This is a genomic window from Ruminococcus sp., from assembly GCF_017549005.1.
Taxonomy (GTDB): domain Bacteria; phylum Bacillota; class Clostridia; order Oscillospirales; family Ruminococcaceae; genus Ruminococcus.
On record NZ_JAFYYT010000037.1, the window covers coordinates 142,232 to 167,113 of the forward strand.

A 24,882-nucleotide genomic window follows, 5' to 3' on the forward strand; every position below is an offset into this window, starting at 1 on the left:
TGACGATGTTTTATACACCCCTCAAACCATCGACGCATCGACGCACATCGTCACGCTAAAGCATTGTCGATCATCTGCTGATAAGCTCGGTCATAATCTTCACCTGCAATATCATCGACCGTGTCGGCGCTGATGATAAGTTCTCCTTTAACGACAGGAACACCATCTATTCCTTTTTCGGTTTCTTCTTTTTCAGGTTCAGGCGAGATAACAATCGGGTGATCAGCATCATAGCGGAGCTGAATCAGCTTTGCTTTGTGTGTCCGCTTATTGCTATACTGCACGAAGTAAAGATTATACAGCTTTCCTGCGTTGACATTCAGTTTCAGCGACAGGGCATTCGGCTTGATGTCAAGCTCCAGCTTTTCGATCAGCTCGGTCGCCGTACCCTCCCAAGTCGGATTGTCTGCATTGATGAAATTGCCGATAGCTTCAAGCACAGGTTCAGGCGGCTCTGTGTATTCGGGAGACTTCTCACCGCTCAGTTCCCAGCACAGCGTTTCTTTATTTCGGCTGAGCATGAACTTCTTGTCCGGCTGATCTCGCCCTGATACCTCTATCGTGGCATCACCGTCAGAGCGTTTATTCTTATACATGATGAACGCTCCGTCCGCTGCACCGAGCAGACCATTCGTGCCTGAGATGCGGTCGAAATTATCATCGGACTTCTGCTTGCGGGTGTGGTGAACGAGTATCAGGCAGATGCCTGTCCTGTCTGCAAACGCTTTCAGCCCTGCGATAATATCGTAATCACGGGCATAGCTGTAAGTGTCGCCCTCCGCTTCACGGACTTTCTGCAACGTGTCAATGATGACAACCGAGGTTTCGGGGTGTTCGTGCATGAACGTGTCGAGCTGATCGAGTAGACCCTCATTCAGCGACTTTGAAGCGACTGAAAAGAAAAGATTGGGTGTTGTCTCCGTTCCGAACATTCGATACAGGCGCTCCTGTAATCTGCGGTAATCGTCCTCCAATGCAAGATACAGCACCGTACCCTTGCGGACGGAATAGTTCCACATCGGCGTTCCTGAGCTGACATGATAGGCGATCTGAGCCATCATAAAACTCTTGCCGACCTTCGGCGCTCCCACGAACAGGTACGTTCCCGGATAGAGGAAGTGGTCGATGATCGACGGTTTGCCCGGATAGACCATCTCATAAAGCTCCGGCATCGAAACAGTCTGCATAAAGCCGGGTGAAGCTTCTCGCTCCACCTGAGCCTGTGCCTGCATTTCCTGTTCGTACTGCATCTGCGCCTCGAACATTTCCTCGGCTGATGGGTTGAAATCCTCCCCGTAATCTGGTATAATAATAGGTGTTAAATCAGGTGACTGCCCGACCTCTGCGCCAACAGAGGTCATAGGGGCGGTCATTTCTCTTTCTTCGGTCATTCTCTATCTCCTTTCAGACCATTCAGAGTTGTTGTAATGAGCTGTATCGTAGACTGCAGCTCATCGTCCACAGCAGAGCCGTTCTTAATCCTTTTCAGCTCTCCGAGGACTTCTGCAAGCTGATTTTTCAGAGCCTTGTATACTCTCGGATTGCCCTGCACCACCACATCACGGCACAGCAGCCGCTTCACGATGTAGTCCTGCTTGGTCAGTCCTGAGAGAGCCACAGCGGAATTGATCAGCTGATCTTCTTCGTGCGAGACACGGAAACCGATCGTTCTTGCCCTGAAACGTCCCTTGCTGTCAAGATTTTTCGCTGACATCTGAATCACCTCCCTCCGCATCATCGCTTCTCAGGTCACTGAGCCTGTCCGCCATTTCGTTCTGCGTACTGGGGAAAAGGTGAGCATAACGATAAGTAATATCAATGCTCTCGTGTCCAACCCTGTCTGCGATAGCTACGGCGGAGAACCCCATTTCAATGAGCAGAGAGATATGCGAGTGTCTGAGGTCATGAATACGGATACGCTTTACGCCTGATTCGTTCGCCCCTCTGTCCATTTCGTGATGAAGGTAGCTCTTTGTTATCATGAACATACGGTCATGTTCTCCGATACCGTAGAGCTGTCCGATGAAATCCTGTATCTCCTGAGAAAGAAAATCAGGCATCTTCACGACACGGTTGCTCTTGGGTGTTTTCGGATCAGTGATAATATCCTGTCCCTTGATACGCTGATAGGACTTTGTGATCGAGACCGTCTGCTTCTCAAAGTCGAAATCGGCAGGGGTGAGGGCGAGAAGTTCACCCTCACGGATACCGCACCAGTACAGCATTTCAAAGGCATAGAAAGAAACAGGCTTGTCCATCATGACCTCTGCAAACTTCTTGTACTCCTCCTGCGTCCAGAACAGCATCTCTCGGTTCTTCGCTTTTCCCATATTGCCTGCCTTGGCTGCGGGATTGCTCGGCAGTCCGTAAAACTTGACCGCATAGTTGAACACGGCACTGAGCTGATTGTGGAGCGTTTTCAGGTACACAGGTGAGTAGGGCTTGCCCGTCTTGGTCGAACCTTCGAGCATTTCATTCTGCCACGCTATCACATCTTTAGGCTGAATGTCGCACATCTTTCTTTTCCCGAAGAACGGGATCAGCTTTGTGCGGAGGATATGCTCCTTGGTGTGCCATGTGTTGTCTTTCAGACGCTTCTTCATGTCCTCGAAGTAGATCTCCGAAAAGCTCTCAAAGGTCATATCAAGGCTGGATTCCGTTTTGTTCATCTGCTCACGCTCCCACGCCTGAGCTTCTTTCTTTGTGGAGAAACCACGCTTCTGTGTCTGCTTGCGTTCTCCACGGCTGTCGGTGTAGCGGTAGATCACACGCCACTTGCTGCCGTCTTTATAGACTGACATCGTATCACTTCCTTTCGCTGTCCTCAGCAGAACCGCCATAGCAAGTTCTTTCGAGGAAGTACTGTCTGTTTACTCTGCCTGAGATCGTGATATATCCCTTGGCTTCAAGCTCCTTGTTGAGCTTCTGCACTATTTTATATGCATAGGACTTGGATACATCAAGCTCCCTGGCAACATCTTCTACTCTCATAAAATTTTTATCTGTCATTAAGAGTATCTCCTTTCTCTAACTTAACTCTAAATCGTTAGGTTCTGATTATATTATACTAAACATATACCGTTATGTCAAGTATAAAATCACTAAACATTTTTATTTCTACTATCTTGACAAACACTAAGCATATATGTTATAATTGATTTGTGAAATATGGCGGCACAGATCGTCAGCCGATTGAAAATGGAGGGCAACAATATGGCAATAGGTGAGAGGATCAGGTTTATCAGAAACCTCAGAGGTATGACGCAGAAGTTCTTAGGCTTGCAGGTCGGCTTCTCGGAACGGACAGCCGATATTCGTATGGCACAGTATGAATCAGGCTCACGCACACCAAAGGCTGATCTGGTGGAACAGCTTGCCGATGCACTTGACGTATCGACTGAGGCTCTGAACGTGCCAAACATAGACAGCTACACAGGGCTTATGCACACGCTGTTCGCTTTGGAGGACTTGTATGGTTTCAAGATCGACCGTCTGGATGACGAGATCTGTATCCGCATCAACAGGCAGAACGGCTCGACCTTTGCGAAGATGACAGGTCTGCTCGAACCCTGGGAGGAAATGGCTCAGAAATACCGCAACGGTGAGATCAGCCGTGAGGAGTATGACCAGTGGAGATACAGGTATCCGAGGTCGGAAGCGGAGCGGAATGAAGCTGCTCGCAAAGAAAAAGGAGATTAAAATGATTCAATCCTATGATTTCTTAATACACGCATATCGTAACGAAGAATTTCGTCAGGAAATAAATGAGCACATTCTTATGAATGAAGATAGTGAATTGACTCATTATAGTGCTCTACTTAAATTCGACAGCGCAAATAGGATTATAAGAGAATTTCCGCTTGAAGGTGCTATGTTTGCTTGTAAGATCATTCCAATGGAAATCAGTTATGATGACTTTTCAGCACTGATGAATGGTGATGATACTTTCCCTTTACTTGAATCAGCTTGTAAGTTTCTTGAATAAAACAAAAAGAGCTATCCGATTCGTTATTGAATCAGATAGCTCTTATCTTTTCAGACAAATATTTTTATACTGTTGCCGATAATCGAAAAATGTTGCCAAATCGTTGCCATTCGGCTTAACTATACCACAAAAAGTACGGTATTAAGCCGTTTTAGCAAGCGTTCGCATTATTCCCACTCCACTGTTCCTGGCGGTTTCGAGGTAATATCATAAACTACCCTGTTAACGTGCTCGACCTCGTTGCAGAGGCGGTTTGAGACCTTAGCAAGCACGTCATAAGGTATCCTTGCCCAGTCAGCTGTCATGAAATCGTCGGTAGTTACGGCACGGATAGCGATAAGATGATCGTATGTGCGGTGGTCGCCCATTACGCCGACTGTACGAACATCGGGAAGGACTGCAAAGAACTGCTTGAGCTGCTCTTCGATACCGCTCTTGCGTATCTCGTCGCGGAAGACCGCGTCGGCTTCCTGCAATATCTTGATCTTCTCCTCGGTTATCTCGCCGATGATACGAACTCCGAGTCCCGGTCCCGGGAATGGCTGACGCCATACAAGGTCGTGAGGGATACCGAGCTTTTCGCCGACCTTTCTTACTTCGTCCTTGAAAAGGTCGCCAAGAGGCTCAATAGTGCCTGCGAACTTGATATCATCGGGCATTTTTACCATATTATGGTGAGTTTTTATAACAGCTGTGCTTCCGTGACCTGCCTGATTGCCCCTGCCCGATTCGATACGGTCGGGATAAATTGTTCCCTGTGCAAAGAAGCCGTCTGTTCCCTGTTCTCTGATCTTGTCCCAGAAAACGTTGTAGAACTCCGTACCTATGATCTTACGCTTCTGCTCGGGGTCAGTTACGCCTTTAAGTGCGGCAAGGAACTTGTCCTTGCAGTTCACGCGGACAAAGTTCATATCGAAGAGCTTTGTAAAGGTCTCCTCAACGAAATCGCCCTCGTCCTTACGCATAAGACCCTGATCCACAAACACGCAGGTGAGCTGCTTGCCTACTGCGCGGCTGAGAAGTCCTGCCGCAACGGAGGAATCCACTCCGCCCGAAAGGCCGAGTATTACCTTCTTGTCGCCTATCTGCTCGCGGAGCCTTGCAACTGTATTCTCTATAAAGTCGTCCATTACCCAGTCGCCCGTGCAGCCGCATACATTGTAGAGGAAATTATGTAATATCTGCTTGCCGAACTCGCTGTGAGTTACCTCGGGGTGGAACTGTACGGCATATATCTTCCTTTCGGGAGCTTCAAAAGCCGCACAGGGACAGTCGTCGGACTTGGCTGTAACGCGGAAGCCGTCGGGAAGCTTGCTGACGAAATCGGTATGGCTCATCCAGACAACGCTCTTCTGCGGAACGTCCCTGAACAGCAGGCTGTCGGAATCCTGAGTGATCTCGATCTTTCCGTATTCGCTTTTTTCACAGCTCTCGACCTTTCCGCCGAGGGTATAGGCAACGAGCTGACAGCCGTAGCAGATACCGAGAACAGGCACGCCGATGCTGAATATCTCCTCGGAGATATGGGGCGAGCTCGGGTCGTAAACGCTGTTGGGACCGCCTGTGAAAATGATAGCGGTTGGGTTCATCGCCTTGATCTCGCTGATAGGCATGTCAAATCTCTTGATCTCGCAGTATACACCGCACTCACGGACTCTTCTTGCAATGAGCTGGTTATACTGACCGCCGAAATCAAGGACGATACAGAGCTGGTTAGACATAAGTCCCTCCTTAACTTCCGCTTTGCGGCAGCGGACGCCATATTTCTAAATGCATAATGCCTAATGCGTAATTCGTTATTCAAATCAGTCGGCATAAGCCGACACATTAATTACGCATTATGAATTAAAACATGGTTTTGCCAAGCAAAACCATGTTTATATTATGCCACATTTCAGAGGAAATTTCAAGGGCTTGAGAAGATTTTTTTGCCGTCTGAAAAGTTGTATTACCAATTATGGTTAAAATTCATAAAATAATCATACAGACCTATTGAATTTAATAACATTTTGTGGTATACTATATATGTATCGAATAACAAGGGAGTATACAAATGACACCAAAAGAAGAATTTATCTCAATATATAAAGAAAACATCAAGCGAGAGGGAGCTGACAAGCTCCTGGAGTACCTCGAAAAGAGTGATTTCTTTACAGCACCCAGCAGCACACGCTACCACGGTTCATATGAAGGTGGTCTCGTTCAGCACAGCGTGAACGTGTACCACTGCCTTAAAGATTACCTTTCCCGCCCCCGTACCAGGGAGCTCTACGGTATGGATTACTCAGACGAAACGATCGCGCTGGTATCGCTCCTTCATGACGTCTGCAAGATCAATTTCTATACCGTCGAGATGAGAAACAAAAAGAACGAAGAAACGGGTCAGTGGGAGAAAGTACCATATTTCGCAATAAATGATACCCTACCATATGGACACGGAGAAAAATCTGTGTACATACTCTCAGGCTTTTTCTACGGAGACAACCGTCTTACCCGCGAGGAAGCTTTTGCAATACGGTACCACATGGGCTTCTCGGGAGTTGAGGACAAGAATACCATCGGCAGGGCACTTGAAATGTACCCGCTCGCTCTGGCACTGAACGTGGCCGATATGGAAGCCTCTTACTACCTTGAAGGCTCAAATAAAAAAATGTAAGGAGTTTTTTATTATGAACTGGTATGATAATGCTATTATCTATCACATCTATCCTCTCGGCTTTTGCGGTGCGCCGAAGTTCAACGACGGGAGCGAGGATGTGACCTACCGGCTTGACAAGATCCTCGAATGGATACCTCATCTCAAGGAGATGAACGTGGACGCAGTCTATTTCGGACCTGTTTTTGAGTCCGTCGAACATGGCTATGATACCATTGATTACAAGAAGATCGACCGGCGCCTGGGCGATAACAATTCATTCCGCTTTATCTGCGACAGGCTCCATGAGAACGGAATACGCATAATACTGGACGGAGTCTTCAATCATGTAGGCAGAAGATTCCCTCAGTTCATCGACGTGCAGGAAAAGGGTCAGGCGTCCGAGTACTGCGGCTGGTTCCAGAATCTCAATTTCGGCGGTCCGAGCCCCTACGGCGACCCGTTCTGGTATGAGGGCTGGAACGGTCATTACAACCTCGTAAAGCTCAATCTCCGCAATCCCGGCGTTTGCGACCATATCATCGACGCAATAAACTACTGGATAGATTCCTTTGACATCGACGGTATACGCTTTGACGCCGCAGACTGCATAGATTTTGACTTCTTCAAGAGGATAAGGAGCTTCTGCAAGGGCAGAAAGCCTGATTTCTGGCTGGTCGGCGAGATAATCCACGGCGACTACAACAGATGGGCAAATCCCGAAATGCTCGACAGCGTTACGAACTATGAGTGCTACAAGGGCTTATGGTCGTCACACAACGATAAGAACTACTTCGAGATAGACTATTCCATCAACAGGCAGTCTGGAGCAAACGGCGGTATCTACCGCAATATCAACCTCTACAACTTCGTGGACAACCATGACGTCAACCGTCTTGCAAGCACTCTCCACAACAATGCACATCTGCCCCTCGTTTATACACTCATGTACACAATGCCAGGTATACCTTCTGTTTACTACGGAAGCGAATACGGCATAGAGGGCAGAAAGGAGAACAATTCAGACGACAATCTCCGTCCGTGTCTCCATCTTAATGACCTTTCCGAGCACGGAAACAAGTCGCTTTACAGTCATATCGTAAAGCTGGGACGCATTTACCGCTCATATCCTGCCCTCAGAACAGGCAATTACGAGCGTATAATGATAACCAATCAGCAGCTTCTGTTCAAGAAGACACAGGGCGAGCAGACAGTTTACGTTGCTCTCAACCTCGGCGACTACGAGTACGACCTCAACTTCAAGACCCACATGAAAGGCCTTGTGAACGTATTCACAGCAGAGCCGCTCAGGATAGATGACGGAAATGCCTATGTCCGCATGAGACCGTACACAGCAATGATAATAGTTGCCGATGATATCGTAAATACCCAGCCGGAAGTTGAAGAGACTGTCCCCGATGAGGATACAGAGATCGTTATCGGCGGAAAGTACCGCCACTTCAAGGGCAATGAGTATGAGCTCATCGCAGTAGCACGCCACAGCGAGACGATGGAAGAGCTTGTTGTATACAAGTCTCTCAAGGACGGCGAGGTCTGGGCAAGACCAAAGTCCATGTTCATCGGGAAAGCAGGTGACGCCAGGCGATTCACAAAAATCGACTGACAATAAGGAATAATATCAGCGCCGATACAAATGTATCGGCGCTTTTTTCAATATCCGATAAGGTAACCGTCAAGCGTTTCATGCACTGCCTTTTCCAAATCGCCGAACATAAAACCCGAAGCCTCCGCTTTTGAGGTGTCAAGAGTCGCAAAGGACGGATATCCGTTATACGGAGCAGCTTCACCGCTGTCCGAAAGCAGGGCTTTTCTTCCTGTTTTCTGCTCTATAAAGCCAATTATCTCCCTTACAGAGATATCTCCGCGGCAGCAGCCGTTTACAGCTCCGAAAATTTCATTTTCAGCAGCATATGCAAGGAACTCTCCTGCTTCACGCTCATGAATGAAGCTTATGCGCGAGTCCATATCATCTATATGCATCGGCTCCCCTGCAAGTATCTTTTCCGCATAAAACCTGAGTCTGCCGGTATAGTCATGACTGCCTATGACCACGGGACAGCGTACAGCTGCGTATTTCTGTTCCGGATAGCGCTGCACAAGAGCGCACTCTGCCTGTCTCTTTGCTTCGGCGTAATCAAAGTCAGCCCTTTCGCACCATATGAGCCTGTGTTCTGCGGGGACAAAGCTGCTTTCGGGCGTTGCCCTGCCGATATCCGCATACACGGAGGAAGTCGACATAAGTATGTATTTCCCGCACTCCACATGGTCAAGCAGCCTTTTCACATCGTTTGACGAGTATGCTATCTTGTCGATGACAGCGTCAAAGCGCCTGCCGTCAAGCGCAGCCGCGATACTCGCTTCATCGCTCCTGTCAAGGCACAGCCTTCTGACTCTGCCGCCGAAGCTGTCAGGAGTCCTTCCCCTTGTTGCTATTGTCACATCATGACCGTCGGCAATCAGCTTTTCTGTCATCGGTATGCCGAAAAAACGGGTACCGCCCACAACAAGGATATTCATTTCAGAAGCTCCTTTTTCATATAGTCATAGCAGAGATAATCGCCGTTTTCAGTGAGTATCTTATGAAATCCGACTTCCTTGTAGCCCTTCCTGAGGTAGATTTCCTTTGCAGGAAGAGAGGAGCTGAGCTCCGCAAAGCCGTATTTTTGCGCGGCAAGCTCCTCGGCAAAGGCAATGAGCCTGCCGCCGAAACCATTTCCCTGATATTCGGGAAGTACGAAAAGTCTGTTTATCTCACAGCCGTTTACTGTTACCGTACCTGCCGCGTTTCCCTTGTCATCAGTCAGCAGAAAAGCGTTTCCCTCCTCAATGTCCTTTCTTATATGCTCGTCGGAGTGATGAGCGAGAAAGAAATCCACAGCTCCCGCAGGATAATAATGGGGATATACCGCCTTTATCGTTCTGTGGGCTATGTCCTTTACAAGCCCGAGCTCCGAAATATCTGCCTTTCTTATATCCATTCCGTTCATCTCCTTCATAAATGGTATTATAAAGCAAAAAATGGGAGATGTCAATGCTTGCAATTGCAGACTTATCGTGATATAATATATTTGTATGCGCCGCCTGCCAACTTGCAGGCAGCAGTCTCAGAAAGCAATCTTTTATCACCGAAAAGGAGATTTTATGACCGATAAGATCATCATTAAGGGTGCAAGAGCAAACAACCTTAAAAATATAGACCTTGAACTCCCACGTGACCGCCTGATAGTCATGACGGGACTTTCGGGCTCGGGCAAGTCCTCCCTTGCCTTCGACACAATATATGCTGACGGTCAGCGCCGTTATGTGGAAAGCCTTTCCTCCTATGCGAGAATGTTCCTCGGACAGATGGAAAAGCCCGACGTTGACAGCATTGAAGGACTTTCCCCCGCTATTTCCATTGACCAGAAGACAACGTCGAAAAATCCGCGCTCAACAGTGGGAACAGTCACCGAGATATACGACTATCTCCGTCTTCTCTACGCAAGGATAGGTATTCCTCACTGTCCCGTCTGCGGAAGGGAGATATCACAGCAGACTATCGACCAGATGGTGGATACTCTCATGGCTCTGCCTGCCGGTACGAAGCTGCAGCTCCTTGCGCCTATCGTAAGAAACCGCAAGGGACAGTATGCAAAGGAGCTCGAGAGCGCAAAGAAATCAGGCTTTGTACGAGCACGTATCGACGGCATAATGTATGAGCTCACTGAGGAGATAAAGCTCGACAAGAACAAGAAACACAACATAGAGATAATAGTTGACCGTATCGTCATCAAGGAGGGCATAGAGTCACGTATCACCGACAGCCTCGAAACTGTATTCAGCCTTTCGGGCGGACTTGCCATTGCTGACGTTATCGGCGGCGAGGAGATACTTTTTTCGCAGAACTACGCCTGCCCCGAACACAATATCAGTATCGGCGAGCTCGAACCGGTCATGTTCTCATTCAACAATCCCATGGGAGCCTGCCCGAAATGTACGGGTCTCGGTGTTTTCAGACATATCGACCCCGAACTCGTAATCCCTGACCCCGACATCTCCATTGAAGACGGAGCTATCAGCGCTTCGGGCTGGAACAGCCTTGACGAAACTTCCATAGCTACCATGTATTACCGCGCTATCTCGAAAAAATACGGAGTTCCCATAGATGTTCCCGTAAAGCAGCTGAAAAAGGAACAACTCGACCTGTTCCTCTACGGTACGGGCGATGAAGCTCTCGACCTCAATCGTCCTGCCTCACTTGGCGGCGGTAGCTACCGCTCACCTTTTGAGGGCGTTATAAACAACCTCGAACGCCGCTATAAGGAGACCTCCAGCGAATACTCACGCAACGAGATAGAGGAGTACATGAGCGAGGTGAACTGCCCCGTATGTAAAGGCAAACGTCTCCGTGACGAGTACCTTGCCGTTACTGTTGGCGGAAAGAACATCAGCGAGATAACCGACCTCTCCGTAAAGGAGTGCCTGAATTTCTTCGGCGGACTGAAGCTCTCAGAGCATGATTCCTTCGTGGGAGAGCGCATTATCAAGGAAATAAAGGAGCGCCTCGGCTTTCTCAGCAGCGTGGGTCTCGACTATCTCACACTTTCGAGAGCCTCGGGTACTCTCTCTGGCGGTGAGAGCCAGCGCATAAGGCTTGCAACTCAGATAGGCTCATCACTCGTGGGAGTTCTCTATATTCTCGACGAACCAAGTATAGGACTTCATCAGCGCGACAACGACAAGCTCATAGCAACGCTGAAACGCCTGCGCGACCTGGGCAACACCCTTATAGTAGTCGAGCACGACGACGATACGATGCTTGCCGCCGACTATATTGTCGATATCGGTCCGGGCGCCGGGATTCACGGCGGCGAGGTGGTCTTCGCAGGAACCGTGGACAAACTCCTCAAATGCAGGACTTCCATAACCGGACAGTACCTCAGCGGCAAAAAAAAGATCGAGATACCGAAAAAGCGCAGGAGCGGAAACGGAAAGTTCCTGACAGTACGCGGAGCCTGCGAGCATAATCTCCGAAATATCGACGTACAGATACCTCTCGGCGAGCTCGTGTGTATTACAGGCGTTTCGGGCTCGGGCAAGTCATCTCTCGTAAACGAGATAATCTACAAGCACCTTGCCTCAAAGCTCAACCGCGCAAAGACCAAGTGCGGCGAATTTGCTTCAATGGAAGGCGTTGAGAACCTTGACAAGGTCATTTGTATAGACCAGTCCCCTATCGGCAGGACCCCGCGTTCAAATCCTGCGACTTATACGGGAGTTTTCAGCGATATCCGCGACCTTTTCTCAAAAACTCCCGACGCAAAGGCTCACGGCTACACAAGCGGACGTTTTTCCTTCAATGTCAAGGGCGGACGCTGCGAAGCCTGCGAGGGCGACGGAATAATCAAGATAGAAATGCACTTTTTGCCCGATATATACGTTCCCTGCGAGGTCTGCAAGGGCAAGCGCTACAACCGCGAGACCCTTGAGATACACTACAAGGGAAAGTCAATATACGACGTGCTGGAAATGACGGTTGACGAGGGCGTGGAGTTTTTCGAGCATATCCCCAAGATCGCAAGGAAACTGAAGACCCTGCAGGAAGTCGGCCTCGGCTATATAAAGATCGGTCAGCCTGCCACTACCCTTTCGGGCGGCGAGGCTCAGCGCGTGAAGCTCTCCACTGAGCTCTCAAAGCGCTCGACGGGAAGCACTATCTATATCCTTGACGAGCCTACCACGGGACTTCACACAGCCGACGTCCACAAACTGATTGACGTTTTGCAGCAGCTTACAGACCAGGGAAATACGGTACTTGTCATCGAGCACAACCTCAACGTGATAAAGGTTGCGGACCACATCATCGACCTTGGACCCGAGGGCGGCGACGGCGGCGGAACTGTAGTCGCACAGGGTACTCCCGAAGAAGTGGCAAATTGCAAGGCTTCATATACGGGACAGTATCTGAAGCCCTACCTGAAATAGAATAAAACTGAAAAAAATCCCCCAAGCGTTCAATTTTGCTCGGGGGATTTTTTAATCCGTTAGCTTGCAGAGGACGACGCCGCATCGCCCCGAAGCTGAACATTGTATGACGGCCTGAGGGCTATATCTTTTTAAGTATGGCAATTGCCGCATAGTGCAGCACATCGAACTCCTCGGGAGCAATGCTGTTCAGCATTGCCATATGCTCGCGCTCCCACGCCTCGGTCTCCTCTTTGCTCAGTGAAGCCTCAACTCCGCGGCAGGCTTTCATTCTGCCGTTCCAGCTCTCACGGGTGAAGTGCACATTCACGTCGGACTCCACACGCTCTGCTATCCTGAACCTTTTCAGCACCTCGTTATCAATGAATACAGGCCTTCTTGTCCAGCCGCCGCCCGTCCATGTGGGATTGTATTTCAGTACGAGCTCCTCGCTCTTTCCTGCTATTTTATCTTCAAAAGGCAGCCATGCCATCTGCATTATAACAAGACTTCCGTCGTTTTTAAGCAAATCACAGAGCTTCGGTACAAGCTTCCTGCAGTCGAAGTACCAGAAGCACTGACAGGCAGTGATAACGTCAAAGGTTCCGCTCGGAAAATCTATATCCTCCGCAGGCGAAGCAATGAAGTCAATGTCCATGCCGCCCTGTTCCGCAAGGAGCTTTGCCTGTTCTATCTGATTAACGGAAATATCGCTTCCTGTCCACTTGGCTCCAAATCTGTACATGTTACGCGGGATAACTCCCGTTCCTGTTCCGAGGTCAAGTACGGACTGCCCCCTGACGCAGAGTCCGCGCTTAACGAGAGCTTCATAGAACTCCTGTGGGTAAATGTCTCTGTACTTAGCATAGTTTGCGGAAGTTCTGCCCCAATCGAAAGCTTTTCCGCCGTCGATATCCTTATTTACGATATCCATTTTCATAGCTCCTTTCAAAATAAAAAATATAGTATATGATATCACTTTTCCTCCTCATTGTCAAGGAATGGAACTGCGTTTTACGAAGCGATCCTGCTTTTGGTATGACATATTATGTCATATATCATTAAATTTTACTGCATTATTTTACATAAGCAAAGCCGTTGTGGACAAAAAAGTGTAAAAACGATACAATAAATCATTGCAAAATTATGAATAAGCGTGTATAATATAATGGACGAGGACCGCAGTCCTGAGATCGTGAAAAAATAAAAAAATTGACTGGGGGAATTACAATGAACCTGAAACTGAAAAAAATAGCGGCTGCTGCTGCCTCTCTCGCAGTTGCCGCAAGCTCAAGTCTTAGCATGGGAACTTCTCTCATTGCTGACGCTGCCTACGGAGTCGGCGGCAACGGCTCCGCCATAATGGAATACCTCGACCGCGGAATCTATGCTATCAAATCGGGCAACGGAATGTTCATCAGCTGGCGATTCAATGCCAACGACAAGGACGACGCCGAATTCCAGCTCTTCCGCGACGACCAGCTCATCTACACAAGCAAGGCAGGCGAAGCCACCAACTACTGGGACGCAAGCGGCAATTCAAGCTCAAAGTACCGCGTTGACACTCTTGTGAACGGAAATGTCGTTTCTTCCGAGGACTGCCGCTTCACATCCGGCTCGAATTACTTCGATATACCTCTCGATGTGCCGAGAGGAGGCACTATCAACGGAGAAGCTTACACCTACTCGCCCAATGACTGCTGCGCAGGCGATGTTGACGGCGACGGACAGTATGAGATATTCGTTAAGTGGGATCCTTCAAATTCCAAGGATAACTCTCAGACTCACAATCCCGATAAGGGAATACAAGGTTTTACGGGAAATGTTTACATTGACTGCTACACCCTTTTCGGCAAGAAGCTGTGGCGTATAGACATGGGCAGGAATATCCGCGCAGGTCAGCACTACACGCAGATGGCAGTTGCCGACTTCGACTGCGACGGAAAGGCTGAGCTTATCACTAAGACCTGCGACGGAACTGTTGACGGCAGAGGACAGGTCATAGGCAACGGCAATGCCAACTATCTTGACAGCGCAGGAACCGTATTGCAGGGTCCCGAGTACATGACCCTTTTCGACGGTGCAACAGGTGCGGCTCTCGATACTATCGACTTCCCCGTTTCCCGCGGTGACGCTACGAGCAATACCGCCAAGAGCACATGGGGCGACAACTACGGAAACCGCTGCGAGCGCTACAACTGCGCTATCGCATATCTCGACGGAGTTCATCCATCTGTTGTCTACGGCAGAGGATACTATACAAGGCTTACAATGTCGGCTGTGGACGTTCAGAACAAGAAGCTTGTAAAGAAGTGGGTATACGATACGGGCTTCAACTCGAGTGATCCGGGCTACGGCAACGGAAACCACAACGTAATGGTCGCAGATTTCGACAACGACGGCAGACAGGAGGTCTGCATGGGCGCCTGCGTTATCGACGATAACGGAAAGCTTCTCTGGTCCACAAAGAAGGGTCACGGCGACGCTATGCACGTCGGCGACCTCGACCCGAACCGCGAGGGAATAGAGGTGTTCCTCTGTCACGAGAGCGGAAACTACGGTATCTCACTTGTTGACGGTAAAAACGGTCAGATAATCTGGCACTATGACGGCGATAAGGATACAGGCCGCTGCTGCGCGGACAATATCGTTGCCGGCAACAGCGGTGCAGAGTTCTGGGGCTCAAGACCCGCCAATGCGGTATATGACGTTTCAGGCACGCAGATAGGCAATAAATGGCCTGCTACAAACTTCCTTATCTACTGGGACGGCGACCTGGAGCGCGAGCTTCTTGACGATATCACTATTACAGACGGTGCGGCAATAAACAATTATCCGACAATTTTCACAGCAACAGGCTGTGCTTCAAATAACGGCACAAAGGCAGTTCCCTGTCTTACAGCCGACCTCTTCGGCGACTGGCGCGAGGAGCTCGTTCTCAGAACTGAGGATAACTCCAAGCTCCGCGTATGGTGCACAAATACCGAGACAAAGTACAGGCTGACGACTCTCATGCACGATATGCAGTACCGTATGCAGTGCGGCTGTCAGCAGTCAAGCTACAATCAGCCACCTCACCCGAGCTTCTACCTGGGCACAGAGGCTCAGCTCCCTGCAAGACCGAATGTAAAGCTGAACAATACTCCTCCCGAGCCTGTAAACGGAAAGCTCGTCAAGAACCTTATAGTCAGGGACTACGCTAATTCGGGCTACTGGAAGCTCATGGATTCCAACAGCACAGGTGGTCTTATCTACGGCGACAGAGACTTTACATACACATCTCTTCCCTCAGAGCTTGAAAACTGCGAGTACATAATGACTGCCTGCAACTCCAAGAATACGGACAGCGACCTTGCAGAGTTCACAACTTCCGACAAGACAGAGGTATACGTCCTAGTTGACACCCGTGAGGAGGAGGCAAATTCTGTTCCCTCATGGCTAAGCAGCTACACAAGAACGGACCTTACAGCAAAGTCAAGCAACGAGGTAAACTTCGTAGCTTATAAGAAGTCCTTTGAGGCAGGTCAGAAGGTAGTTCTCGGAACCAACGGCATGACAGGAAACGTTATCAATTATTCCGTTTTCGTAAAGGCTCCCGAGATCGTTACAACAACATCAACAACAACTACAACAACTACTACCACAACGACCGAAACTACTACCACCACAACCACTACAACAACTACAGCCCCCATAACAACAACTACCACAAACGGCGGTGTAACAGTTATCACATGGGGCGATGCAAACTGCGACGGCGGAATAGATATGTCAGACGCAGTCCTCATAATGCAGAGCCTTGCAAATCCTGATAAATACGGAGTAAACGGCTCCAGCGACAAACACATAACCAATCAGGGCATAGCAAACGGCGACGTTGATATCAGCAGCAAGGGCATCACTTCAAACGACGCTCTCAGGATACAGGAGTATCTGCTCCATAAATTCACAAGTCTCGACCCTATGGCAAAGGATTAAAAAACACAGCCGCTCAGAACTGTGACATACAGTTCTGAGCGGCTTTTTGCCTGATATAGTATTTATTTGCCGCAGTAAGCTTCGATAGCCGCCGCTGCAAATTCAGCCGCGCCGCTGCCGCCAACACTGTTGATATGCTCCCTGAACTCGCTGTCTGCGGCGTACATTTTGCCGAGACCACTGAGTATCTCATCAGTGCAGGTGTAAAAATGCTCGGTTATGAAACCTTTCAGTTTCTTCACCATAGCCTGCGCTTCATCGCTTTCGGGACTGCCGTTTTTCAGCTCGCCGAACTCTGCAAAAAGCTTCATAAATTCCTCCATGAGCTTTTCGTTTTCGCTCTCGGAGCGCTTTCTGGACTCAAACTCTTTATAAGCGGAAGTATCCCCCCACTTCTCCTTGGCCCTTTTTGTGTATTCATCAATTTTTGATGTGTCAAATGCAGAAAAATCCACTGCTCTCACTCCTATTAATTTTATTCCGCGAGCGAAGCTGATGAGGTTCTCAAGGTGCTCCTTTTTAAGTTCAAGAAGCTCAATCTGCTGCTCCAGAGCCTTTTTACGGTCGAAATCGTGACTGCTCACAATGCGTTGAATGTCCTTGAGCGGAAACTCCAGTTCGCGAAACAGCAATATCTGCTGGAGCCTTTCCAGATCCGTATCGTCATACAGCCTGTATCCGCCTCCGGTATGCGACGCAGGTGGCAGAAGTCCGATCTCGTCGTAATATCGGAGAGTGCGTATACTCACTCCCGTCAGCTCGCTGACCTGCTTGACCGTCATCATGTTATCAACTCCTCTCGTGTGATTTCAGTATAGACCATGACGTAACGTGAGAGTCAATAGGCTTTTTCATCTTTGTAGGAACTCACAAAAATCAGTCTGCTTATTTGTGCACTATTATATCTGAAACTGAAAAAAGCACTGCTCTGCCTGATATCTTTACTCTGTCGCCGCATATCTCGCATTGCAGCGATCCTGTGCGCTCAGAAGCCTGATACGCGGTTATTGTTTCCTTGTTCAGACGCTTGCTCCAGTATGGTGCTATCATGCAATGCGCCGAACCTGTGACGGGATCCTCAGGTATACCGTATCTCGGGGCAAATACCCTTGATACGCAGTCATATTCTCTCCCCTTTGCAGTTACCGCCACACAGGCACATTCAAGCCGGGAAAGCTGTTCCAGGTCAGGATTCATATGCCTGATCTCATCCTCGTCCCGAAACACGAACATGATATCCCTGTCACGGTAAGCCGCAAGCGGTATTGCTCCGAGAGCGTTTATCATTTCATCTGTTATCTCATAGTGTTCAGGTCTATAGGCAGGAAAGTCCATCTCTATAAGGTCACCCCTGCGCTTCACTGCAAATCTGCCCTTTGCCGTTTCAAAAACTATACTGTCGCTGTTCTGCTCATAGAAACTGAACAGCACGAACGCCGCTCCAAGAGTTGCATGACCGCAGAAGTCCACCTCGCCTTTCGGTGCAAACCACCTCAGACGATAACCGCTGTCCTCCTTGACTAAAAAAGCAGTCTCGGAGAGATTATTCTCCGCAGCAATGCTCTGCATGAGCTTATCCCCCGGAAAACTGTCCGAAACGCAGACCGCCGCAGGATTGCCGCTGAAAAGCTTATCGGTAAAGGCGTCAACTATGTACTGTTTCATTTTCATCACCTCTTTTTAACAGGGTGGCGTATAACGGTTTTCAGCTTTTCGGGAGCAGTTTTTCTCGGGTCAGAGAGGTATATCTCATGGTGAGGGCGGCTGTCGGAAATGTCCGTAACATAGCCCATGCTCCCGGCAAAGCCGTCCATAAGCGCCACTGTTGCAGGCTCGTCGTCATACGAGCCGATGTGCATACACTGCACACAGGCTCCCTCCTCATATGTCATGAACTCCGCCTTTGAGCAGTCCAGCTTTTTCTTCGTGGCAGCCTGCTCCACAGCCCAGTCGAATTCGGCTTTTGTAACAAAATCAGGAAGCCTTATCATAGCCGTCCACTCAAGGTCGGACTTGCGGCTGTAGTCAATACCTACAATGCCCTCCTGTTTCCACAAGCCCTCGAGGGGCGGTACAACGAAGTCAAAATACCCGTCAATCCGGTGGTCGGTCATCTTGCTCATTTTTATTGTATAGGCAACCGCATAAAGGACTTCGAGAGCCTTTTTGTACTCGCCGCCCTCTTCATTCGGGTCGCCCTTTCCGCGTACTGCTATAAAATGCATAGACGGAATCGTTATTATCTCAGGTTTATTCTTCGGCATATAGAACTCCCTGTACTCTTTTTTGAAATCCAAAGCCATGACTGACGCTCCTTTTTTATTAGTTAAAATAAGTATATCATACCGCTGTTGCAGTGTCAAATGCATTTCGCATTAAAACGATTGACCTTTCCGCACTTTAATGCTATAATGTATTCATAAAACCATATGTGAGGAAATAACATGGACAAGAACAAAAACGCCATTATGACGCTTCATGAGATAGCCGAATCGGATATGTCCGAGACAGAGTTCCTGCAGGCTGTGGAAAACAACATGATACCTCTGAAGGAGTTTTTCACCTACTACAAATGTGCCATTATGGAGATCGAGACCAAATTCCGGGTGCTCAACCAGCAGTTTTCCATAAACGGCGAAAGCAATCCCATTGAGTTCATACAGTCAAGGATAAAGAGCTACGGCAGTATTTTCCGCAAGATGATCGACAAGAATATACCGCGTACTCTTGACAGCATAGAAAAAAACGTATCCGATATCGCAGGAATAAGAGTCGTATGCTCCTTTGTGCAGGACATTTATCACCTTGCGGACTGCTTTCTCAGTCAGGACGATATCTTTCTCATCGAGAAGAAGGACTACATAAAAAATCCCAAGCCCAACGGCTACAGGAGCCTCCACCTTATCGTGGAAGTGCCTATCTTCCTTGAAAATGAAAAAAGACTTGTCAGAGCCGAGGTGCAGCTCCGAACTATCGCTATGGACTTCTGGGCAAGCCTGGAGCATAAGCTCCGCTACAAGAAGGACCTGCCGCAGAACAAGCTGGATATGCTCACCGACGACCTGAAAAAGTGCGCCGACCAGAGCGCAGAATGGGATATACGTATGCAGGATATCAAAAACATAATCGAGAACGATCAGGTGTGATAAGCCGATCTGCTGAGTTACATGGAGGTCTATTATGAGCAGAAGCTATAAGCACAGGAAAAGTCCTGTTGTCCACATAAAAGATCCGAACAACAAATTCTGTAAAAAAAAGGCATCTGCGGCAGTTCGCCGAGCTGCTGACGTTCCGAACGGAAAACAGTACCGAAAATTTTACTGCTCCTGGGATATAAGCGATTATGCATGGACCGAAACGAAGTACACACGGGAGGAATTCCGACGCAAATGGTTCGATACGTCCCATTACAATGCCGACAAGTACGGAAAAGACAGATTTAATTATTACAGAAAAAGGTTCCGTAACTGGCGAGAAGCATACCGTGACTATATCAGGGATCACAAAACAAAGTAGCTGCTCCGCTGCAAAAAGTGTAAACAACTATTCGGTGTTCGGAAGCGGCTGGGCGTTTGTGGTATAATAAGCAACTGCGAACGCCGTATGTTTAATAAACCACCCAAATCTTAACATCCACCCCAAAACCTTACGTCTGCGTCTTCTGATATTCAGACTGCTGATGTAAGGTTAACTAACACTTTAACTCCCCCTTTTCATGACATGAAAAGGGGGTTTTTTGGTAAAATTACGTATAGAAATATTATTATAATGTTCATTTTCTTATTTTCTTCCAAAAAACAGTTGCAAAAAACTCATAATTATGGTATATTAAACATAATGACAGGCGTTGTGCGCAATAATCATGTAGATATCTAACAATATCTATTAACAAACAGTCTGCCATACACAATAAATAATTAAATGAGCGGAACTCGGTTCCGTCAGGGGAATTAAAATTCAAAGGAGGAATTACTTATGAAACGTATCGTTTCAGCAGCTGTTGCCATAATGACAGCAGCAATGTCCGCAGGGACATTATTTCCTGCAACTGTAAGTGCAGCAAATGTTTCATTTACCGGCAGTGAGTGGACAGGAAAAAACGGCGCAGAGGACGTTTTCGCAGTAAACCGCGAGGCAGCTTCATGCAATCCTGTCCCCTATCAGAGCACAGAAGCCGCAGTAAACGCTGTATGGGACTACAATGCCCGCGAGCAGTCTGACTATCTGCAGATGCTCACAGGCAAGGATCAGGACTGGGATCTTGTAGTCGTTCAGAACGCTCAGCAGGCTCAGTCACATATCAATGCAGGCTGCTTCAAGGCTGACTATCAGCCCTCTGCGGAGCATGGCTGGAAAACGGTTCAGCTCCCGAAAAGCTGGCCTTCTCTCGGATTTGATTTTTCGATTTACACCAATATAGGCGAGCCCTGGCAGGCTAAGTACGACGGCAACGTACCTGTGCCCCAGGCTCCCACAAACTACAATCCTGTTGGACTTTACCGCAAGAAGTTCACGGTTGACAGCGGGATACGCCAGTCGGGCAGACGTACTTATCTCGAATTTGACGGCGTTGAGTCGGCTTACTATGTCTATGTCAACGGACAGGCTGTCGGCTACAGCGAGGACACTTTCAGCCCTCACCGCTTTGACGTTACGGACTATCTCGTTGACGGCGAGAACACTCTTGCTGTGGAAGTCCACAAATTCTGCGACGGAACATGGTTCGAGGATCAGGATATGATCTACGACGGCGGCATCTTCCGCGACGTTTTCCTCGTAAGCGCCCCCGATATGCAGATCAGGGACTATAATGTCCGCACCGATCTTGACGATTCATACACAAATGCAAGCCTCGAGATATCCATGGATATAGCCAACCGTTCAGGCAACTCCAGAAGCGGCTGGAGCGTTGTTGCAGAGGCTTACGACGAGGCAGGAAACAATATCCTCAGCGGAGCTTCCGTGAAGCTTGACGAGCTCGCTTCCGGAAGAAACGGCGGAGCTGTCATTAAGACGAACGTGAAGTCGCCAAAGCTCTGGTCGGCTGAAACTCCGAATATATACGCTCTCGTGCTTAAACTCACGGACGACAGGGGCGATGTACAGGAGATAATCTCCACACAGCTGGGCTTCCGCGAGATAGGCTTCACTTCCGCACAGGTAGACGGCTCCTACAGAGTTACCACCAACAGCTGGCAGCCTATAACCATTAACGGAAAGAGACTCCTCCTCAAAGGCGTAAACCGCCACGATACCGACCCCTTCAACGGCAAGGCTATCCCTCAGGAGACTATGCGCGAGGACGTTACTCTCATGAAAAAGAACAACGTCAACGCTATAAGAACTTCCCACTACAGCAACGATTCATACCTCTACTGGCTCTGCAACAAGTACGGTATGTACGTTATGGGCGAAACAAATATGGAGTGCCATGCCCTCCAGGACGGCACTCACAACAATGAAAAGGCTCTGTTCTACGAGCTTGCAATGGACAGAACGGAAACAGCCTACAAGAGACTCAGGAACAATCCGTCGATCGTTGCATGGTCTATCGGAAACGAAATGGGCTATACAGGCAACCCCGGTGACGCAGGCGGAATGTTCCGCGATATGATATGGTACTTCAAGAAGAACGACGGAACCCGTCCGGTGCACAGTGAGGGACAGGGATTCGGCATGGGCGTCGATATGGGAAGCAATATGTACCCCAACGCCGATGTTATAGGCAACAACGCAGGCAAAGGAAAAATGCCCTACGTTATGTGCGAGTACGACCACGCCATGGGCAACTCCGTAGGCGCTCTCAAGGAGTACTGGGACGTCATAAGAAGCGCTGACAATATGCTTGGCGGCTTCATCTGGGACTGGGTCGACCAGTCAAGAGCCGTTAACGTTCCGAACGGCGGCTGGGACTACTACTCGGAGTCCTATGCAAAGACCAACCTATACAAAAACGAGGCAAAGGGCAAATACTACGGCTACGGCGGCGACTGGGGCGACTGGCCAAACGACAACAGCTTCTGCGAAAACGGACTTATCAGCCCGGACAGAACTCCTCAGCCCGAACTGGCGGAGGTAAAGTATCAGTATCAGAGCTTCTGGTTCTCCGCTGACGCTTCACAGCTTGACAAACAGGAAGTATCCGTATACAACGAGAACAACTTCCTCAATATAAACGATTTCGACGTTACTTGGACGCTTCTTAAAAACGGTATCGCCGTAAAGAGCGGAACTGTTGAGAACGCCGATGTTGCACCGCTCACAAAGGGCACTCTGAAAGTTCCTTTCGAGCTGCCGAAGAAGACCCTTTCGGGCGATGAATACTACCTTGATATGTCCGTCAAGGTTAAGAACGGCACAGACCTGCTCCCCGAGGGCACTGAGGTTGCTTACGGACAGATAGCGCTCGCTTCAAACGGTACTGCCGCTAAATACGACAGAGGAAGCGACGCCGTAACTGTTGTGGATACCCCCGACGGCTATGTGCCTACAAACAAGAACTTCAACTTCCTCATAGACAAATCCACAGGTCTCCTAAAGAGCTATTCATACAAAGGCGAAACTCTCATCGCCGAGGGACCTGCTCCCAACTTCTGGCGCGGCAATGTCGAGAACGACACAGGCTGGGGTGCAAGAGGCGAATTTGACGGCGCATGGCGCGACGCCATGAAGGGAGCTAAGTGCACAGGCATCGACGTCAAGGACATCGGCGGCGGCGAGCAGATGATAGTTTCACATCTGTCGCTCCCGAACGCAGGCGGCACGACCGTTGATATCACTTACACAATACACTGCGACGGCAGCGTTGATATCGAGTTCAACGTCAACGCAGTCGGCAAGGGTCTCGGAAACTTTATCCGTGTGGGCTCTCTCATGAAGCTCCCCGAGGGCGCCGAGAAGCTCAGCTGGTACGGAAACGGTCCCGTCGAGACCTTCAACGACCGTAAGACAAACGGCAGAAAGGGCGTATGGGAAAGCACAGTCTCGGATATGTTCTACCCCTACATGAAAGCTGACGACTGCGGAAACCTCACGGACGTGAAGTGGATAGCAGTTCAGAACAAAGAGAAGAACATGAGCCTCATGATAGCAGCTGAGGGAACTGTGGAAGCAAGCGCTCTCCACTTCACTCCCGAGGATCTGCAGAATGCAGACCACCCCTACAAGCTCAAACCGAGAAGCGAGACCATACTCAGCGTTGACTACGGCTCAATGGGTACGGGAAGCGCTACCTGCGGACAGGCTACTCTTGAAAAGTACCGCCTGTCATCGGGCAGACCATACTCATGGAAATACACTATCGTGCCTGTTGCTTCTGCAAGCACAGGTCAGGATATGACTACACTTTACGCAAAAATGCGCTCCGACGGAGCAGTTGTACAGGACAAGAGCAGCAACGCGCTTACAATACCCGTTTCAGGCGGAGCTAAGCTCGGTCAGAGCAGCGACGGCAACTGCATTTCGGGCTCAGTGAGCATTCCTCACAACAGCAGGCTCGATTCGGCTCTCGAAGGCAAGAATTCCTTTACTGTTGAAGCAAACGTAGTTCCCACAGGCTCGCAGCAGTACAATATGTTTGCAAGCAAGGGCGACTACTCCTTCGGTCTCAGAGCAGAACCATCTATCCTCTATTTCTTCATCTACGCAGGCGGAGAATGGCACAGCGTCAGCGCTTCGATCGGTTCGGACTGGATCGGAAAGAAGCATCAGGTCGCAGGTATCTACGACGCTGAGAACAATGTCCTCAGGATATATCTGGACGGCAAAATGGCTGCTGAAAAGGAAACAGGCACAACAGCAGGCGTTGCACATTCAGGCTACAACCTCACGCTTGGTGCCTGCCCCGAAACAGGAAGAAATTCTCAGGCCAACTTCTACGAAATGAGAGTTTACAGCAAGGCGCTCACAGCAGCGGAGCTTTCCTCGCAGAATACAGCTTCACCCACATACGGCCCCGACAGCGAGTACGTACAGCTCTGGCTTGATTTCGACAATCTTGCGGACGCTCCCGAGGACGTTCCCGATGACGAAACAGTCTACGGCGACGCGAACTGCGACGGCGGAGTTGATATGTCCGATGCGGTGCTCATAATGCAGAGCCTTGCGAATCCAAACAAGTACGGCATAAAAGGTGCGGACACGAAGCATATAACCGAACAGGGACAGCTCAACGGCGACGTTGACACATCTGTAAAGGGTATAACTTCAAACGACGCCCTCCGCATACAGGAATACCTGCTGGGCATAGTAAAGGCACTCAAACCCGAGGCATAATCAAACAGACAGAGCCATGACGATTTGTCATGGCTCTGTTTTTGCG

At 49.1% G+C, this 24,882-nt stretch carries 20 protein-coding genes; 9 read left to right on the plus strand and 11 right to left on the minus strand.

Annotated features, from left to right (window positions below; genetic code table 11):
- Positions 1-50: 50 nt before the first annotated feature.
- Genes IKW96_RS09250 through IKW96_RS09265 form a run of 4 tightly spaced genes read right to left on the minus strand, consistent with a single transcriptional unit; the run spans position 51 to position 3,009 of the window.
- Positions 51-1,391, minus strand: coding sequence for an AAA family ATPase (locus IKW96_RS09250; RefSeq protein WP_296573568.1), 1,341 nt, complete (start codon positions 1,389-1,391; stop codon positions 51-53).
- Entirely contained in the window at positions 1,388-1,714 is a 327-nt protein-coding gene (locus IKW96_RS09255) for a hypothetical protein (protein ID WP_296573571.1), read from the minus strand. Before IKW96_RS09255 ends, IKW96_RS09250 begins: the two co-directional genes overlap by 4 nt.
- Positions 1,695-2,801: a site-specific integrase gene (locus IKW96_RS09260; protein WP_296573574.1), complete on the minus strand. Its 1,107-nt coding sequence runs from the start codon at positions 2,799-2,801 to the stop codon at positions 1,695-1,697. Before IKW96_RS09260 ends, IKW96_RS09255 begins: the two co-directional genes overlap by 20 nt.
- Before the next feature lie 4 nt (positions 2,802-2,805).
- Positions 2,806-3,009, minus strand: coding sequence for a MarR family transcriptional regulator (locus IKW96_RS09265; protein WP_117731963.1), 204 nt, complete (start codon positions 3,007-3,009; stop codon positions 2,806-2,808).
- A gap of 204 nt (positions 3,010-3,213) precedes the next feature.
- On the opposite strand from IKW96_RS09265, the gene IKW96_RS09270 reads away from it, so the two are divergent.
- Positions 3,214-3,699 (plus strand): helix-turn-helix transcriptional regulator, encoded by a 486-nt coding sequence (locus tag IKW96_RS09270; RefSeq protein WP_296573578.1) that lies wholly within the window; start codon positions 3,214-3,216, stop codon positions 3,697-3,699.
- Positions 3,668-3,985 carry a hypothetical protein gene (locus IKW96_RS09275; RefSeq protein WP_296573581.1) on the plus strand — a complete coding sequence of 106 codons (318 nt, stop codon included), beginning with the start codon at positions 3,668-3,670 and terminating at the stop codon, positions 3,983-3,985. Before IKW96_RS09270 ends, IKW96_RS09275 begins: the two co-directional genes overlap by 32 nt.
- 167 nt (positions 3,986-4,152) lie before the next feature.
- Here IKW96_RS09275 and guaA read toward each other — a convergent pair whose 3' ends face one another.
- Positions 4,153-5,706, minus strand: a complete 1,554-nt coding sequence (gene guaA, locus IKW96_RS09280; RefSeq protein ID WP_296573584.1) for a glutamine-hydrolyzing GMP synthase — start codon at positions 5,704-5,706, stop codon at positions 4,153-4,155.
- Positions 5,707-6,038: 332 nt separating this feature from the next.
- Here guaA and IKW96_RS09285 point away from each other — a divergent pair, with 332 nt between their 5' ends.
- Positions 6,039-6,641 carry a hydrolase gene (locus IKW96_RS09285; protein WP_296573586.1) on the plus strand — a complete coding sequence of 201 codons (603 nt, stop codon included), beginning with the start codon at positions 6,039-6,041 and terminating at the stop codon, positions 6,639-6,641.
- Between the two features lie 13 nt (positions 6,642-6,654).
- Positions 6,655-8,244: a DUF1653 domain-containing protein gene (locus IKW96_RS09290; RefSeq protein WP_296573589.1), complete on the plus strand. Its 1,590-nt coding sequence runs from the start codon at positions 6,655-6,657 to the stop codon at positions 8,242-8,244.
- Positions 8,245-8,291: 47 nt separating this feature from the next.
- Here the strand turns inward: IKW96_RS09290 and IKW96_RS09295 are convergent, their stop codons facing one another.
- Positions 8,292-9,158 carry an NAD-dependent epimerase/dehydratase family protein gene (locus IKW96_RS09295; protein ID WP_296573592.1) on the minus strand — a complete coding sequence of 289 codons (867 nt, stop codon included), beginning with the start codon at positions 9,156-9,158 and terminating at the stop codon, positions 8,292-8,294.
- Complete coding sequence (locus IKW96_RS09300) at positions 9,155-9,619, minus strand: GNAT family N-acetyltransferase (protein WP_296573595.1); 465 nt, start codon at positions 9,617-9,619, stop codon at positions 9,155-9,157. Before IKW96_RS09300 ends, IKW96_RS09295 begins: the two co-directional genes overlap by 4 nt.
- Positions 9,620-9,782: 163 nt before the next feature.
- On the opposite strand from IKW96_RS09300, the gene uvrA reads away from it, so the two are divergent.
- A complete protein-coding gene (gene uvrA, locus IKW96_RS09305) occupies positions 9,783-12,605 on the plus strand; it encodes an excinuclease ABC subunit UvrA (RefSeq protein WP_296573599.1) in 2,823 nt (940 codons plus the stop codon).
- Positions 12,606-12,726: 121 nt separating this feature from the next.
- Here uvrA and IKW96_RS09310 read toward each other — a convergent pair whose 3' ends face one another.
- Positions 12,727-13,518: a class I SAM-dependent methyltransferase gene (locus tag IKW96_RS09310; protein ID WP_296573604.1), complete on the minus strand. Its 792-nt coding sequence runs from the start codon at positions 13,516-13,518 to the stop codon at positions 12,727-12,729.
- A 296-nt stretch (positions 13,519-13,814) separates the two neighbouring features.
- Between IKW96_RS09310 and IKW96_RS09315 the strand changes: the two genes are divergently transcribed.
- The gene (locus IKW96_RS09315; RefSeq protein WP_296573607.1) at positions 13,815-16,562 is read left to right on the plus strand and encodes a cellulose 1,4-beta-cellobiosidase; all 2,748 of its coding nucleotides are present in this window, start codon (positions 13,815-13,817) and stop codon (positions 16,560-16,562) included.
- Positions 16,563-16,624: 62 nt separating this feature from the next.
- Here IKW96_RS09315 and IKW96_RS09320 read toward each other — a convergent pair whose 3' ends face one another.
- The 3 genes from IKW96_RS09320 to IKW96_RS09330 all read right to left on the minus strand — a co-directional run bounded on the left by IKW96_RS09320 (position 16,625) and on the right by IKW96_RS09330 (position 18,865).
- Positions 16,625-17,347, minus strand: coding sequence for a MerR family transcriptional regulator (locus IKW96_RS09320; protein WP_296573610.1), 723 nt, complete (start codon positions 17,345-17,347; stop codon positions 16,625-16,627).
- A 100-nt stretch (positions 17,348-17,447) separates the two neighbouring features.
- Positions 17,448-18,227 carry a PhzF family phenazine biosynthesis isomerase gene (locus IKW96_RS09325; RefSeq protein WP_296573614.1) on the minus strand — a complete coding sequence of 260 codons (780 nt, stop codon included), beginning with the start codon at positions 18,225-18,227 and terminating at the stop codon, positions 17,448-17,450.
- 5 nt (positions 18,228-18,232) lie between these two features.
- On the minus strand, positions 18,233-18,865 hold the full coding sequence (locus IKW96_RS09330) for a GyrI-like domain-containing protein (RefSeq protein WP_296573617.1): 633 nt from the start codon (positions 18,863-18,865) through the stop codon (positions 18,233-18,235).
- A 141-nt stretch (positions 18,866-19,006) separates the two neighbouring features.
- Here IKW96_RS09330 and IKW96_RS09335 point away from each other — a divergent pair, with 141 nt between their 5' ends.
- The 3 genes from IKW96_RS09335 (at position 19,007) to IKW96_RS09345 (ending at position 24,836) form a co-directional block, all read left to right on the plus strand.
- Positions 19,007-19,708 carry a GTP pyrophosphokinase family protein gene (locus IKW96_RS09335; protein WP_296573620.1) on the plus strand — a complete coding sequence of 234 codons (702 nt, stop codon included), beginning with the start codon at positions 19,007-19,009 and terminating at the stop codon, positions 19,706-19,708.
- Between the two features lie 34 nt (positions 19,709-19,742).
- A complete protein-coding gene (locus IKW96_RS09340) occupies positions 19,743-20,078 on the plus strand; it encodes a hypothetical protein (protein ID WP_296573624.1) in 336 nt (111 codons plus the stop codon).
- Between the two features lie 459 nt (positions 20,079-20,537).
- On the plus strand, positions 20,538-24,836 hold the full coding sequence (locus IKW96_RS09345; RefSeq protein ID WP_296573627.1) for a glycoside hydrolase family 2 TIM barrel-domain containing protein: 4,299 nt from the start codon (positions 20,538-20,540) through the stop codon (positions 24,834-24,836).
- Positions 24,837-24,882 lie beyond the last annotated feature (46 nt).

Excerpts from the sequence above, each read along its gene's own strand:
- uvrA (WP_296573599.1), top strand. The coding sequence starts at position 9,783 with ATGACCGATAAGATCATCATTAAGGGTGCAAGAGCAAACAACCTTAAA.
- IKW96_RS09285 (WP_296573586.1), top strand. The coding sequence starts at position 6,039 with ATGACACCAAAAGAAGAATTTATCTCAATATATAAAGAAAACATCAAG.
- IKW96_RS09335 (WP_296573620.1), top strand. The coding sequence starts at position 19,007 with ATGGACAAGAACAAAAACGCCATTATGACGCTTCATGAGATAGCCGAA.
- IKW96_RS09320 (WP_296573610.1), bottom strand. The coding sequence starts at position 17,347 with ATGATGACGGTCAAGCAGGTCAGCGAGCTGACGGGAGTGAGTATACGC.
- IKW96_RS09315 (WP_296573607.1), top strand. The coding sequence starts at position 13,815 with ATGAACCTGAAACTGAAAAAAATAGCGGCTGCTGCTGCCTCTCTCGCA.
- IKW96_RS09345 (WP_296573627.1), top strand. The coding sequence starts at position 20,538 with ATGAAACGTATCGTTTCAGCAGCTGTTGCCATAATGACAGCAGCAATG.
- IKW96_RS09325 (WP_296573614.1), bottom strand. The coding sequence starts at position 18,227 with ATGAAACAGTACATAGTTGACGCCTTTACCGATAAGCTTTTCAGCGGC.
- IKW96_RS09290 (WP_296573589.1), top strand. The coding sequence starts at position 6,655 with ATGAACTGGTATGATAATGCTATTATCTATCACATCTATCCTCTCGGC.
- IKW96_RS09255 (WP_296573571.1), bottom strand. The coding sequence starts at position 1,714 with ATGTCAGCGAAAAATCTTGACAGCAAGGGACGTTTCAGGGCAAGAACG.
- IKW96_RS09275 (WP_296573581.1), top strand. The coding sequence starts at position 3,668 with ATGAAGCTGCTCGCAAAGAAAAAGGAGATTAAAATGATTCAATCCTAT.
- IKW96_RS09330 (WP_296573617.1), bottom strand. The coding sequence starts at position 18,865 with ATGGCTTTGGATTTCAAAAAAGAGTACAGGGAGTTCTATATGCCGAAG.
- IKW96_RS09260 (WP_296573574.1), bottom strand. The coding sequence starts at position 2,801 with ATGTCAGTCTATAAAGACGGCAGCAAGTGGCGTGTGATCTACCGCTAC.
- IKW96_RS09310 (WP_296573604.1), bottom strand. The coding sequence starts at position 13,518 with ATGGATATCGTAAATAAGGATATCGACGGCGGAAAAGCTTTCGATTGG.
- IKW96_RS09295 (WP_296573592.1), bottom strand. The coding sequence starts at position 9,158 with ATGAATATCCTTGTTGTGGGCGGTACCCGTTTTTTCGGCATACCGATG.
- guaA (WP_296573584.1), bottom strand. The coding sequence starts at position 5,706 with ATGTCTAACCAGCTCTGTATCGTCCTTGATTTCGGCGGTCAGTATAAC.
- IKW96_RS09300 (WP_296573595.1), bottom strand. The coding sequence starts at position 9,619 with ATGGATATAAGAAAGGCAGATATTTCGGAGCTCGGGCTTGTAAAGGAC.
- IKW96_RS09270 (WP_296573578.1), top strand. The coding sequence starts at position 3,214 with ATGGCAATAGGTGAGAGGATCAGGTTTATCAGAAACCTCAGAGGTATG.
- IKW96_RS09265 (WP_117731963.1), bottom strand. The coding sequence starts at position 3,009 with ATGACAGATAAAAATTTTATGAGAGTAGAAGATGTTGCCAGGGAGCTT.
- IKW96_RS09250 (WP_296573568.1), bottom strand. The coding sequence starts at position 1,391 with ATGACCGAAGAAAGAGAAATGACCGCCCCTATGACCTCTGTTGGCGCA.
- IKW96_RS09340 (WP_296573624.1), top strand. The coding sequence starts at position 19,743 with ATGAGCAGAAGCTATAAGCACAGGAAAAGTCCTGTTGTCCACATAAAA.